Below are 12,155 nucleotides of genomic sequence, written 5' to 3'. Positions count from 1 at the left end.
CAGGTCACATTCTGAACACAAAATGATACGATCAATTGCACGGATTCGAGCAAAATTGGTCCCTTCTGCCAATATGGTGAATGGCAACAAATGTGACGAAGACGAGCGAGCTGATGGTACATAACAACAAAGTCTTGACCGTATCCTATGGAACCTTTTCCTGCACTTTGGAAGGGTTTGAGGATTCCTTCGGCACCATGAAGGCAATTGCCGAGTATTTCCGCGACCTTGCGTCGGACGACAGGTATTTCGGGGCCGAGCCGCCCCAGCCTGACGCCGACATGCTGGCCCGCATCGCCCAACGCGAGATTGCCCGCCAGGTCGAGGCCCGCACCAGCGACGGCGGTATCCACCTGCGCGCCGCCACCCCGGCGCTTGGCACCGCTGCAGTTGAACCCCCTGCTCCGGCACAGGCTGTTCCGTCTCAGGCAGCTCCGGCACAGACTGTCCCCGCACCGGCACCTGCCGCGGAACCGGCTGCAGAACAACCCGCCCCGGCAGAAGAACCTGCAGAAACTGCCGTGACCGAGGCCGCCGCAGAAGAAACCACAGCAGCAGACACGATTGCTGCCGAAGCCTCCGATTCTGCCGCCGAGGCCGTTGCAGACGAAGCCCAATCCGCAGCAGCAGAAATTGAGGAAGCCGAAGCCGAAGCCGAAGCCGAAGCCGAAGCCGAAGCCGAAGCCGAAGCCGAAGAAACCATCGCCGCGGTGCTGGAAACCGCAAGCGAAGATGTGCAGGCCGCCGAAGACAGTGCCCCCGAAGTCGAACTGCTCGAAGTCAATGAAGCCGCTGCCGCTGAGGTTAACACCCCCAGGGAAGCAAAGGCCGAAGCCGCTCCGCGCGCCGGAAAAGACGCCGGAATGGACACCGGCGAAGACACCGTGCCGGCCGCAGACAGCATCGCCGCCAAACTGCAGCGCATCCGTGCCGTGGTGGCACAGACCCCGGACGAAGACTTCACCGAAGACGAACATGCCGACGACGTGCTGGAAAGCGCCGCCGAGGACATCTCAAACGCGCTGCTGGAGGATGACGTCGACGGCGCACAGGGCTTCGATGATGAAGACAACGATGCAATCGCCAAGGCACTGGACCGCCTGGACCTGAACACCGGGGCCGCCTCTGCAAGCGATGCCCCGGCACAAGACAGCGACAGCCTGTTTGTCGGCCTGCAGGATAAAGACAATGCGCCGGCTGCAGCGGACGCCAGCGAAATCACAGACAGCCGCGGCGCCGAAAACCTCCTGGCCGGCAGCGCCGAAGACGAAGCCGCCGCTGCCAAACCTGCCCCCGCCCGTCCGGCGCGGGTGCGCATCACCAAGGTGAAACGCGCCGACTTTGACAAGGCGGTCGCGTCCGGCCGGCTGGAAGAAGCCAAAGCCAGCGAAGACCCCGCGCCCGGGCAGCCGCCCCTGTCGCAGGAAGACGAAGCCGACCTGATGCGCGAACTGGCTGTGGTGGAGGCCGAGATCCTGGCCGCTTCCGAAGATCAGGACGCCGGGGATTCCGCCGTCCAGTCCACGGCCCAGTCCGCAGCAGCCAGCCTGGCGGACAGCGATGTCTCCCGGCTGATGGCCGCCGCCGACGAAAAACTCGAAGACCCTGACACCGCCTCTTCCCGCGAGGCTTACAGCCAGTTGCGCGGCGCTGTCGCCGCCACCAAGGCCGAAGGCTCTGCCGCCGGCACCACAGGCAGCGATGGCGCCAAGCCTTACCGCGAAGACCTGGCCAGCGTGGTCCGCCCGCGCCGCCCGGAGTCCCGCCCGAACGCCTCGGAACGTCCGTCCGGCCCGGCCTCCCGCCCGGCCCCGCTGAAACTGGTGGCTGAACAGCGCATTGACGAAGGCAGCACTCCGCAGCAGCCGGTGCGCCCGCGCCGGGTCTCGGCTGCGGTTCTGGGCGACGAGACCGAAGGCAGCAGCGGTTTTGCCTCCTACGCCGCCGAACGCGGCGCCGCCGAGCTGCATGAGCTGCTGGAAGCGGCCGCCGCCTACATGAGCTTTGTCGAAGGCCGCGACCACTTCTCGCGCCCGCAGCTGATGAACAAGGTGCGCAGCGCCGGCAGCAGCGACTTCAACCGCGAAGACGGGCTGCGTTCTTTCGGCCAGCTCTTGCGCGACGGCAAGATCGAACGCTCCGGCAACGGCCAGTTCACCGCCTCCGGCGACATCGGCTTCAAGCCCGGCAAACGCGCCGCAGGCTGAACGCCCCGGCAAACAGACCAAAAAAGGCGGCCATTGCGGGCCGCCTTTTCAGTTTCCGAACCGGATCCTGCTTCATCTTTGCCGAAATACTCCGGGGTGAATTGGCCGGAGGCCAAAAGGGGCAGCGCCCCTCTTCTTTCAAGCCTGCGGCGCAGCGCCCCTCACCTTATTCCTGTTCCGCGCCCGGATCTTCCTTGCCGACACCGCGGAACACAAATTTGAACGGCAGCACCCAGACAACCCCCAGCGCTACATAAATCAGCAGCTCCAGCCACAACGGCGGCCGGTCCAGCAAATTCATCACCGTGACCGCAGCCACGATGTAAACCGGCATCCCGACCAGTAGGATCACCAGTGCCCAGCGCCGCCGGGCCTTATAGCTCAGGCCTGTTTCCTCAGCCATCAGTCGGCAAAGGGATCGGTCACCAGAATGGTGTCGTCCCGCTCCGGGCTGGTGGACAGCAATGCCACCGGGCAATCAATCAGCTCTTCCACGCGTTTCACGTATTTGATCGCATTGGCCGGCAGGTCGTTCCAGCTGCGCGCGCCTTCGGTGCTTTCGCTCCAGCCCGGCATTTCCTCGTAGATCGGGGTGCAGCGGGCCTGGCTGTCGGCAGCCGTCGGCAGGTAATCCAGGCGCTCGCCGTCCAGATCATAGCCCACACAGATCTTCAGGGTCTCGAACCCGTCCAGCACATCCAGCTTGGTCAGCGAAATACCGTTGATGCCGGAGGTGGCGCAGGTCTGGCGCACCAGACAGGCATCAAACCAGCCGCAACGGCGCTGGCGTCCGGTGGTGGTGCCGAACTCATGGCCGCGCTCACCCAGACGCTGGCCGTCCGCATCCGGCGTGCCATCGGCCTGCAACAGCTCAGTCGGGAACGGGCCTTCGCCAACCCGTGTGGTATAGGCCTTCACAATGCCCAGCACATAATCGATCGAGCCGGGGCCGATGCCCACACCAGTTGCCGCCTGGCCTGCAATCACATTCGACGAGGTCACAAACGGATAGGTGCCGAAATCAATGTCCAGCAACGCGCCTTGCGCCCCTTCAAACAGGATCCGCTTGCCCGCCTTGCGTTTCTCGTTCAGCACTTTCCAGACCGGCGCCGCATAGGGCAGGATCTTCGGTGCGATCTCTTTCAGCTGTTCGATCAGCGCGTCGCGGTCAACGGCATCAACGCCCAGCCCCTTGCGCAGCGGATCATGATGCTGCAGCGCCCGGTCAACGCGGGCAATCAGCGTCGCCTCATCGGCCAGATCGGCCACGCGGATCGCCCGGCGGCCCACTTTGTCCTCGTAACACGGGCCAATGCCGCGGCCGGTGGTGCCGATCTTGGTGCCTTTACTGGCCGCCTCTTCGCGCGCCCGGTCCAATTCACCATGCAGCGGCAGGATCAGCGGCGTGTTTTCCGCTACCATCAGCGTATCCGGGGTGATCTCAACACCCTGCGCCTGGACCGTGGCGATTTCTTTCATCAGGTGCCAGGGATCCAGCACCACACCGTTGCCGATGACGCTCAGCTTGCCGCCGCGCACCACGCCCGAGGGCAGCGCGTGCAGCTTGTAGACCTTGCCGTCAATGACGAGCGTATGGCCGGCGTTATGGCCGCCCTGGAAGCGCGCGATCACGTCTGCACGCTCGCTCAGCCAATCCACGATCTTGCCTTTCCCTTCGTCGCCCCACTGGGCGCCGACTACGACGACATTGGCCATATCCGGTCCTTTACAGTCTTGGTTCAAACCCACGCTCATATAGCGATGCTGCACCGGCAGGGGAACCGGTTTTTCGCGGCACGGGGCGGTATGACCTGGATTTCAGCCAATCACCAAGGGCTGCACCTGCCTGGGCGGGCGCGAATGCGCCTGCCGGGGGGCAGGCAGGCGCAGCCCGGCGATGCCGCCGGGCGATTCCCTTTTGCATCAGCTTGAAACATCCCTCCCGCCTGAAGCGGCAGAACGGGCCGCCTCGACACAAGGATAAGCGCCCGCCCAGGGGGGGCGCCCCCGGAGACCGGTCCCGATAACAAGGGGGGCGCGCAGGAATTCCTGTCCGAGCAGGCCCGAAGCGGTCTGTCCATCCTCTGCCCAGCGGCGCTGCCATCCTTAACCGGATCAGCGCGAACATACCGAAGACTAGAAACCCAAAAACCGCCCGAGGCATAACGCCCCCGGCGGCCATCCCTGCTGCGCGTTCAGCCCTGCAGCCGCACCGGCGCGCCGTGCGGGGTCGACAGATAGGCCGCCTCCCAGCGGCTGCGCATCACCTCGGCCTCCGCGCGCGATGCCGCGCCCTCTTCGGCCAGAAACAGCTCCAGCGTTTCCAGCCAGGCGCGAAAATAATCCTCGCCGCCGTCCAGATCGCGGCTGACGCCATGGCGCTGCAAAGTGGCCGAGAACCGTTCGACCCATGCGCCCCAGGTAAACCGCCCGGCTTCGTTCAAATGCACCGTCAATGCAAAGACCTGCGCATGCCATGGCTCGGCAAAGACCGGCTCCGGCGCGGCCACCTCAGGACACCCGCTCATAGTGCCTCCAGATAGCTTTGCCACAGGTCCAGCACCACCTCGTCCTCGGGGTGTTCGCGATGTGCCCACAAGGTGCACGCCGAAAACCGTACCGCATACAGCGGCTCCGGTGCCTCGCCCAATCCATGCGCGTTGCTGTCAGGAAATACATGGGTGCCATGCAGCCGCAGGACATAGCCGCGCGCCCCGGCGGCATATTGCGGCAGCCGCGTGTGGCCGCCATCCGCCAGCACGCTGTCAGCAGGGATTCGCACCCGCACCGCCTGCCCCGGATGAAACCGCGGCTTCGGCCCGCCCTCCCGGTTTGCCGGCCCTCCCCTGGCCAGCGCAGCCGCCACCGCGTCCGCCTTCAACGCCCGCTCCGCCAGCCCGTGCAGCCCCGCAGCCCCCTGCCCTTGCAGGTCTTCGTGCGTCAGCACGCCTTTCTCCACCAGCAGATCCGCCAGCGCCGAGATCCATTTCTCGTAATAGGAAAACCGCGTGTAATCCTGCGGTGACAGCTTCTCCCGCGCGTGGCGGGAGGTGTCGATATTCCACTGCCCCAAGGCGCCGCAGGCCAGCGTCACTGCCAGGGCGCGGGCATGCCAGTCCTCGGCAAAAACCGGCGCGTCCTCCGCCTCCGGCACCACCGGCCCGTCACCGAATCGCCCGCCCATGTCATGCACACGGGTCATGCCGGCACCTCCCCCGGCTGCCGCGCCAGGCCGGTGCCGATCATGCTGTCGCGGGTCACCAGCGCCGCCAGATCATCTTCATTCAGCCCGTCCGTGCCTTCGGGCTGCATCGGCAGCACCAGATAGCGGACCTCAGCCGTCGAATCCCAGACCCGCACAGCCGTGCCCTCAGGCAAGGTCACGCCGAAATCCGCCAGAACTTTCCGCGGCTCGCGCACCGCGCGGGCGCGATAGGCGTCGGACTTATACCAGCCCGGCGGAATACCCAGCAAAGGCCACGGGTAACAGCTGCACAGCGTACAGACGACCATATTGTGCTGCAGGGCCGTATTCTCCACCACCACCATATGCTCGCCTTGGCGGCCATAAAACCCAAGGTCCGCCAGCACCGGATCAGCATCTGCCAGCAGCGCTGCCTTGAACTCCGGATCGCTCCAGGCGCGCGCCACCACCCGGGCGCCGTTCTGCGGGCCGATCCTGTTTTGATATGTATCAATGATCTCCTCCAGTGCGGCGGGATCAATCAGCCCCTTTTGAGTGAGAATCGTTTCCAGCGCCTTGACCCGCAAAGCAGGGTCAGGCGGCAAAAGGGCATGCGGGTGGTCGGGGTGATCATGAGGCATACCCCATGCTGCGCCGCTGCAGGAGGCCTGTCCAGTCATGTTTCATGATGCAAACATTCACGTAGCGTGACGTCCGGGACGGTTCACGGCAGGGGCTGCAACTCCGCCCTTGCCCCCCCGGTCAATCTTGCCTATTTACCGCCCGATACTCAGCCAACCGCCGCAGGGGCCCATGGAAAACGTTGTTCTCATCATCCATCTTCTTTTGGCTCTCGGCCTGATTGCAGTTGTTCTGCTGCAGCGCTCCGAAGGCGGCGGCCTTGGCATGGGCGGCGGCGGCGGCGGTGCTGTCTCCGGCCGCGCGGCAGCCACTGCGCTTAGCCGGCTGACCTGGATCCTGGCCATTGCCTTTATCTGCACCTCGATCACCCTGACCATCATGGCCGCGCAGAAATCCGCAGGCGCCTCGGTCACCGACCGTCTGGCAGTGCCGCAGGCCGAAGAGCAGGGCGACGCTCCGGCAGTCCCGCTGGGCAGCGATCTTCTGCCGCCTTCTGAGGGCGACAACGCTCCGCTGGTTCCCAGCGCAGACTGACACACTACACCTTGAGAGGGTTTTAGGAACCGCAACAGCATCTTGCGGTTCCCTTGCGTTGTTTGCGCGAATCCTTTATATATGAAGTCCCGTGATGCTGCGGTTTTTGGGGTGATTCCAATCACCGCCGGGCAGCTGAAATCTGACTTCTCACGGGGGCAGCCGAATACATATGGCGCGTTTTATCTTCATCACCGGCGGTGTTGTTTCATCCTTGGGCAAAGGCCTGGCTTCGGCCGCGCTTGGCGCCCTTCTGCAGGCGCGGGGCTACTCGGTCCGCCTGCGCAAGCTGGACCCCTATCTGAACGTCGATCCGGGCACGATGAGCCCGTTTGAACACGGCGAGGTCTTTGTCACCGACGATGGCGCCGAGACCGATCTGGATCTCGGCCATTACGAACGGTTCACCGGGGTGCCTGCGCGCAAGACCGACTCGATTTCGTCAGGCCGGATCTACACCAACGTGCTGGAAAAAGAGCGCCGCGGCGACTATCTGGGCAAGACCATCCAGGTCATTCCGCATGTCACCAACGAGATCAAGGATTTCATCTCGATCGGCGAGGATGAGGTCGACTTCATGCTCTGTGAAATCGGCGGCACCGTCGGCGACATCGAAGGCCTGCCCTTCTTTGAAGCGATCCGCCAGTTCGCCCAGGACAAGCCGCGCGGCCAGTGCCTGTTCATGCACCTGACCCTGCTGCCCTATATCAAGGCCAGCGGCGAGCTGAAAACCAAACCGACCCAGCACTCGGTCAAGGAGCTGCGCTCAATCGGGCTGGCGCCGGACATTCTGGTCTGCCGTTCCGAAGGCCCGATCCCGAAAAAAGAGCGCGAAAAGCTGGCGCTGTTCTGCAACGTGCGCCCCGACAGCGTGATTGCCGCGCAGGATCTGAAATCAATCTACGAGGCGCCGCTGGCCTATCACCGCGAAGGCATGGATCAGGCGGTTCTAGATGCGTTCGGTATCTCCCCTGCCCCCAAGCCGAACCTGGCCCGCTGGGAAGATGTGGCAGACCGCATCTACAACCCCGAAGGCGAAGTGAAAGTGGCCATTGTCGGCAAATACACCCAGCTGGAAGACGCCTATAAATCCATCGCCGAGGCGCTGACCCATGGCGGCATGTCGAACCGGGTCAAGGTCAAGATCGAATGGGTCGACGCCGAGCTGTTCGACAAGGAAGACGCCGCCCCCTATCTGCAGGGTTACCACGCGATCCTGGTCCCCGGCGGTTTTGGCGAGCGCGGCACCGAGGGCAAGATCAAAGCGGCGCAATATGCCCGCGAAAACGACGTCCCCTACCTGGGCATCTGCCTGGGCATGCAGATGGCCGTGATCGAGGCTGCGCGCAATGTGGCGGGCATTACCGAGGCTGGTTCGGAAGAATTCGACCATGAGGCCGGCAAGAAACGGTTCGAGCCGGTGGTCTATCACCTGAAGGAATGGGTGCAGGGCAACCACAAGATCAGCCGCAAGGCGGATGACGACAAGGGCGGCACCATGCGCCTGGGCGCCTATGACGCGGCACTGACCGAAGGCTCCAAGGTCGCCGCCGCCTATGGCAGCACCCACATCGAGGAGCGCCACCGCCACCGCTATGAGGTGGACATCAAATACCGCGAGAAGCTGGAAGAATGCGGGCTGAACTTCTCGGGCATGTCGCCCGACGGCCGCCTGCCGGAGATCGTGGAATGGAAAGACCATCCGTGGTTTATCGGCGTGCAATTCCACCCGGAGCTGAAGTCCAAACCTTTTGCGCCGCACCCGCTGTTCGACGATTTCGTCCGCGCAGCCAAAGACACCTCGCGTCTGGTCTGAGCTGTTGCGCGGCAGGCGGGTGTTCTCCCGCCTGTTGCTTGGCTCATGACACATGAGCCGCACCAGTTGGGCCCTGCGCCGCTGCGCGGCGCAGGGAGAAACCGGAAAAAGGCGGGCCATCGGCCCGCCTTTTGCATTTTAACTGGTTGGTTTCAGGTTGGTTTCCGGCCGGATTCAGAAACCGTGCATCCGCTTGGCCCATTGATAGGCCACCACCAGCCCCTTCATCCGCGGCAGCATCAACAGCGACGCGCCGACCGTGATCACCGACATGATGATCGCCAAGGTCCAGGGATCCGGGCGCAGCTGGGTGTAAACAATGTGCAGCGCAAAACCGAGAATGTGGCCCACCACCAGAATGGTCAGATAGGCCGGCCCGTCATCAGCGCGCTGGTGGTGCAGCTCTTGGCCGCATTCGCTGCAGCTGTCGTTCACCTTGAGATAGCTGTGCAAGAGCTTGCCCTCGCCGCAGTTCGGGCAGCGCAGCCGCAGCCCCTTCAGCAAGGCGGGTTTCATCTCCCGCTGGTCCTGTTGCAAAACATCCATCCCGGTCATCGCACGTCTCCTTGGGGTTTGCGGCCTGATACTGCGATTCCGGGATTGATTGCAATCAATTTGCAAACATTGACATTGCATTTATTGACGCACTCCATCATTGAACCAATCAATGATGGAACAATCACCCCAGGAGATTCCGCCGATGAAGCAGTGGACCCCGGCCCGTCTGGCCAATGCAAAGCCCCGCTATCTGGAGCTGGCCGAGGCGATCAAATCCGACATCGACACCGGCGTGCTGGCGCCCGGCGACCGGCTGCCGCCCCAGCGGCGGGTGGCGCAGGATCTGGGGGTGGATTTCTCAACCGTATCGCGCGGCTATGCCGAGGCGGTGCGGTGCGGCTATATCGAAAGCTTTGTCGGCCGCGGCACCTTTGTGAAGGCGCCGGACGCTCTGCCGGCACGCCCCGATCCGCGCCGGGCGCTGGAAGAAGACCCGATGATGAACATGCCGCCGGAGCCGGATGACCCGGCCTTGCTGGCGCGAATGCAAAAAGGGCTTGAGCATGTCTCGGCCAATTTGCTGCCGCTGTTGCGCTATCAATCGGTCACCGGCAGCCCGCAGGACCGGGCCATTGCGGCGGATTGGATGCAGGCAAACGGCCTGCCCTGCGCACCGGAGCGGCTGGCGGTCACGCCGGGTTCTCATGCCAGTCTTTATGCAATTCTCACGGTGCTGTGCGAGCCGGGTTCAACCGTGTTGTGCGAAGATGTGACCTATCCCGGGCTGCGCTCGATTGCGGCGCGGCTGGGGATCCGGCTGATCGGACTGGCCGGCGACCGTGACGGCATCCTGCCGGAGGCGCTGGAAAAAGCGGTCACCGACCACTGGCCGGCAGCGCTGTACCTGAACCCGACGCTGCAGAACCCGACCACCCGCACCATGCCCAGCCACCGGCGTCAGGAGGTGGCGGCAGTGCTGCAAAAACATGATCTGCCGCTGATCGAAGACGACGCCTATTGCTTCGTTGCCGAGGATGTGCCTGCCGCCATAAGCAGCCTGATCCCGGATCTGAGCTGGCATATCGCGGGCCTGTCCAAATGTTTCGGCGCCGGGTTGCGGCTGGCTTATACCACGGTGCCCAAGCGCGGCCTGATGGGGCAGTTCTCACAAGCAATGCGGTCGATGCATGTGATGGTGTCGCCGCTGAACCTGGCGCTGCTGGGCCGCTGGATCGAGGATGGCACCGCGGCGGAAATTCAGGGTTTTGTCCGCAAGGCCGCAGCAGTGCGGCAGGCGCTGGCGGCTGAGGTGCTGCAGGAGTGCTTTACCGTTGCGGATCCGCTGGCCTTCAACCTTTGGCTTACCCTGCCCCGCGGCACCAGCCGGGCCGAGGTAATGGGCCGCATGGCAGGCCGCCAGATCGGCATCATGCCAAGCGATGCTTTCACCGTGACCGGCCTGCCGGAGGAAGCGGTTAGGGTCTGCCTGGGCGGCCCCATTGCAATGGGCGAATTGCACGAGGATCTGATAGCGCTGAATGACGCAGTCACCCGCAAGGACTGGCTGGGCTGACCCGCGGGTGGTACGCTGGCGCGGCAACCCAAGAGGCCCCGCATGATCCGCGCCTTCCGCAATCTGATTGAACGGCAGCTGGCCAAGGCCCAGGCCGAAGGGCAGCTGCAGGGACTGGCGGGCGAAGGCAAGCCCTTGCCCGGCCGCAGCGGCGAGGCGCATGTGGATGCGGGGCTGGCGGCAGGAATGCGGATCATGGCACAGGCCGGCGTGGTGCCTGAGGAATTCACATTGAAAGAACAACTGGCCGCGGCCCGCAAGGGTTATGCGGCATTGACGGATGCGGCGGCACGCAAGGCGGCGATGGCGCGGATCTCGGATCTGGAAATGCGCTATAATATGGCGCGGGATGCGCGGAAATCCTTCTTCCGTTAGCGCAACACCCCGTTGTTTCCTGCCGGATTCGCGGTATAGACAGCGCCAAGACAGACCATTCCCAAGAAGAGTGACGCATTATGGCAAAAGACGCTTCCGTACAGCAGGCACAACTCGACCGTATCGCAGCCGGCAAGGGCTTCATTGCGGCGCTGGACCAATCCGGCGGCTCGACCCCCAAGGCGCTGGCGCTGTATGGCGTGACCGGGGACGCCTTTTCAAACGACGACGAGATGTTCGCCGAGATCCACAAGATGCGCACCCGCATCATCACCTCGCCGAGCTTTGGCAAGGAGCGTATCCTGGGAGCGATCCTGTTTGAGAAGACGATGGATGGCGAGATCGACGGCACCCCCACTGCGGACTTCCTGTGGAACAGCTGCGGTGTGGTGCCGTTCCTGAAGGTCGACAAGGGCCTGGCGGATGAAGCGGACGGCGTGCAGATGATGAAGCCGATGCCGGAGCTGGACGCGTTGCTGGCGCGGGCCAACACCAAGGGTATTTTCGGCACCAAGATGCGGTCGGTGGTCAAAGACGCCAATGCCGCGGGCATCAAGGCGGTTGTCGCGCAGCAGTTCGACGTCGGCCAGCAGATCGTTGCAGCCGGTCTGGTGCCGATCATCGAGCCGGAAGTGGACATCAACTCTGCCACCAAGGCCGAAGCCGAAGACATCCTGAAGGCAGAGATCAAGGCCCAGCTGGACGCCCTGCCCGAAGGCACCAAAGTGGCGCTGAAACTAACCATCCCGAGCCAGGCGGGCCTCTATGATGATCTGGCCGACCACGCCAATGTTGTTCGCGTTGTGGCGCTGTCGGGCGGCTATACCACCGACGACGCCTGCGCGCGCCTGTCGCAGAATGCCAAGATGATCGCCTCCTTCAGCCGCGCGCTGACCGAGGGCCTGAACGTTGCTATGTCTGACGCGGACTATGACGCCGCTCTGGGTGCGAATATCTCCAAGATCTACGACGCGTCGCTGTAAGCCCGCCGCAGATCTATTGAATGGAAAGCCGCGCCTGCACCGGGCGCGGCTTTTTTCATGGCCGGAAGATCAGAGGGCAAGATCAAAGACCCGGTTCAGAGACCGGTGCGCCCGGCGCAGCAGACCGCCAGCACCAGCCCGGCGCCGCTGAGGAAGGGCAGCCAGAAAAACCGCAATGCCGCCAGGGTGAACCAGCCGGGCTGATCCTCGGCCGGCTGGCCTGCGCCGCCGAGCCAGGCCCAGAACACCAGCGCCGAGGCCGAGATCACCACCCCGCTGAAGGCGAGCAGCCAGCGGGCAGAGCTAGGCATCGCACCCTCCGCTGCTGGGGGCCTGCGGCTGG

At 63.8% G+C, this 12,155-nt stretch carries 13 protein-coding genes; 6 read left to right on the top strand and 7 right to left on the bottom strand.

Annotated elements, in window-relative coordinates:
- Positions 1-92: 92 nt before the first annotated feature.
- The gene (locus K3557_RS04775; protein WP_311198493.1) at positions 93-2,207 is read left to right on the top strand and encodes a chemotaxis protein CheA; all 2,115 of its coding nucleotides are present in this window, start codon (positions 93-95) and stop codon (positions 2,205-2,207) included.
- 166 nt (positions 2,208-2,373) lie between these two features.
- Here the strand turns inward: K3557_RS04775 and K3557_RS04770 are convergent, their stop codons facing one another.
- The 5 genes from K3557_RS04770 to nthA all read right to left on the bottom strand — a co-directional run bounded on the left by K3557_RS04770 (position 2,374) and on the right by nthA (position 6,032).
- Positions 2,374-2,610: a DUF2842 domain-containing protein gene (locus tag K3557_RS04770; RefSeq protein WP_259998006.1), complete on the bottom strand. Its 237-nt coding sequence runs from the start codon at positions 2,608-2,610 to the stop codon at positions 2,374-2,376.
- On the bottom strand, positions 2,610-3,923 hold the full coding sequence (locus K3557_RS04765) for an adenylosuccinate synthase (RefSeq protein ID WP_259991108.1): 1,314 nt from the start codon (positions 3,921-3,923) through the stop codon (positions 2,610-2,612). Before K3557_RS04765 ends, K3557_RS04770 begins: the two co-directional genes overlap by 1 nt.
- 479 nt (positions 3,924-4,402) lie before the next feature.
- Positions 4,403-4,735, bottom strand: a complete 333-nt coding sequence (locus K3557_RS04760) for a nitrile hydratase accessory protein (RefSeq protein WP_259998004.1) — start codon at positions 4,733-4,735, stop codon at positions 4,403-4,405.
- The gene (gene nthB / locus K3557_RS04755; protein ID WP_259998003.1) at positions 4,732-5,409 is read right to left on the bottom strand and encodes a nitrile hydratase subunit beta; all 678 of its coding nucleotides are present in this window, start codon (positions 5,407-5,409) and stop codon (positions 4,732-4,734) included. Before nthB ends, K3557_RS04760 begins: the two co-directional genes overlap by 4 nt.
- The gene (nthA, locus tag K3557_RS04750; RefSeq protein WP_259998002.1) at positions 5,406-6,032 is read right to left on the bottom strand and encodes a nitrile hydratase subunit alpha; all 627 of its coding nucleotides are present in this window, start codon (positions 6,030-6,032) and stop codon (positions 5,406-5,408) included. Before nthA ends, nthB begins: the two co-directional genes overlap by 4 nt.
- 172 nt (positions 6,033-6,204) lie before the next feature.
- On the opposite strand from nthA, the gene secG reads away from it, so the two are divergent.
- Positions 6,205-6,567 carry a preprotein translocase subunit SecG gene (secG, locus tag K3557_RS04745; RefSeq protein WP_259998000.1) on the top strand — a complete coding sequence of 121 codons (363 nt, stop codon included), beginning with the start codon at positions 6,205-6,207 and terminating at the stop codon, positions 6,565-6,567.
- A 172-nt stretch (positions 6,568-6,739) separates the two neighbouring features.
- A complete protein-coding gene (locus K3557_RS04740; protein WP_129370301.1) occupies positions 6,740-8,383 on the top strand; it encodes a CTP synthase in 1,644 nt (547 codons plus the stop codon).
- Between the two features lie 174 nt (positions 8,384-8,557).
- Here K3557_RS04740 and K3557_RS04735 read toward each other — a convergent pair whose 3' ends face one another.
- Entirely contained in the window at positions 8,558-8,938 is a 381-nt protein-coding gene (locus tag K3557_RS04735) for a DUF983 domain-containing protein (RefSeq protein ID WP_259991097.1), read from the bottom strand.
- Positions 8,939-9,083: 145 nt separating this feature from the next.
- Here K3557_RS04735 and K3557_RS04730 point away from each other — a divergent pair, with 145 nt between their 5' ends.
- The 3 genes from K3557_RS04730 to K3557_RS04720 all read left to right on the top strand — a co-directional run bounded on the left by K3557_RS04730 (position 9,084) and on the right by K3557_RS04720 (position 11,812).
- On the top strand, positions 9,084-10,454 hold the full coding sequence (locus K3557_RS04730) for a PLP-dependent aminotransferase family protein (RefSeq protein ID WP_259999558.1): 1,371 nt from the start codon (positions 9,084-9,086) through the stop codon (positions 10,452-10,454).
- Between the two features lie 42 nt (positions 10,455-10,496).
- Positions 10,497-10,829 (top strand): DUF1992 domain-containing protein, encoded by a 333-nt coding sequence (locus tag K3557_RS04725; RefSeq protein WP_259997999.1) that lies wholly within the window; start codon positions 10,497-10,499, stop codon positions 10,827-10,829.
- Between the two features lie 80 nt (positions 10,830-10,909).
- Entirely contained in the window at positions 10,910-11,812 is a 903-nt protein-coding gene (locus K3557_RS04720; RefSeq protein WP_259997997.1) for a fructose bisphosphate aldolase, read from the top strand.
- Positions 11,813-11,907: 95 nt separating this feature from the next.
- On the opposite strand, the gene K3557_RS04715 is transcribed toward K3557_RS04720, so the two are convergent.
- Positions 11,908-12,123: a hypothetical protein gene (locus K3557_RS04715; RefSeq protein WP_259997995.1), complete on the bottom strand. Its 216-nt coding sequence runs from the start codon at positions 12,121-12,123 to the stop codon at positions 11,908-11,910.
- Positions 12,124-12,155 lie beyond the last annotated feature (32 nt).

It is taken from the genome of Leisingera sp. M523, assembly GCF_025141335.1.
In the GTDB taxonomy this organism is placed as follows: Bacteria; Pseudomonadota; Alphaproteobacteria; order Rhodobacterales; family Rhodobacteraceae; genus Leisingera.
This window is presented reverse-complemented; position numbering and strand designations above follow the sequence as displayed.

Bases quoted from the DNA above. Each gene is read 5' to 3' on its own strand.
- K3557_RS04770 (WP_259998006.1), bottom strand. From the start codon at position 2,610: ATGGCTGAGGAAACAGGCCTGAGCTATAAGGCCCGGCGGCGCTGGGCA.
- K3557_RS04765 (WP_259991108.1), bottom strand. From the start codon at position 3,923: ATGGCCAATGTCGTCGTAGTCGGCGCCCAGTGGGGCGACGAAGGGAAA.
- K3557_RS04760 (WP_259998004.1), bottom strand. From the start codon at position 4,735: ATGAGCGGGTGTCCTGAGGTGGCCGCGCCGGAGCCGGTCTTTGCCGAG.
- nthB (WP_259998003.1), bottom strand. From the start codon at position 5,409: ATGACCCGTGTGCATGACATGGGCGGGCGATTCGGTGACGGGCCGGTG.
- nthA (WP_259998002.1), bottom strand. From the start codon at position 6,032: ATGCCTCATGATCACCCCGACCACCCGCATGCCCTTTTGCCGCCTGAC.
- secG (WP_259998000.1), top strand. From the start codon at position 6,205: ATGGAAAACGTTGTTCTCATCATCCATCTTCTTTTGGCTCTCGGCCTG.
- K3557_RS04740 (WP_129370301.1), top strand. From the start codon at position 6,740: ATGGCGCGTTTTATCTTCATCACCGGCGGTGTTGTTTCATCCTTGGGC.
- K3557_RS04735 (WP_259991097.1), bottom strand. From the start codon at position 8,938: ATGACCGGGATGGATGTTTTGCAACAGGACCAGCGGGAGATGAAACCC.
- K3557_RS04730 (WP_259999558.1), top strand. From the start codon at position 9,084: ATGAAGCAGTGGACCCCGGCCCGTCTGGCCAATGCAAAGCCCCGCTAT.
- K3557_RS04725 (WP_259997999.1), top strand. From the start codon at position 10,497: ATGATCCGCGCCTTCCGCAATCTGATTGAACGGCAGCTGGCCAAGGCC.
- K3557_RS04720 (WP_259997997.1), top strand. From the start codon at position 10,910: ATGGCAAAAGACGCTTCCGTACAGCAGGCACAACTCGACCGTATCGCA.
- K3557_RS04715 (WP_259997995.1), bottom strand. From the start codon at position 12,123: ATGCCTAGCTCTGCCCGCTGGCTGCTCGCCTTCAGCGGGGTGGTGATC.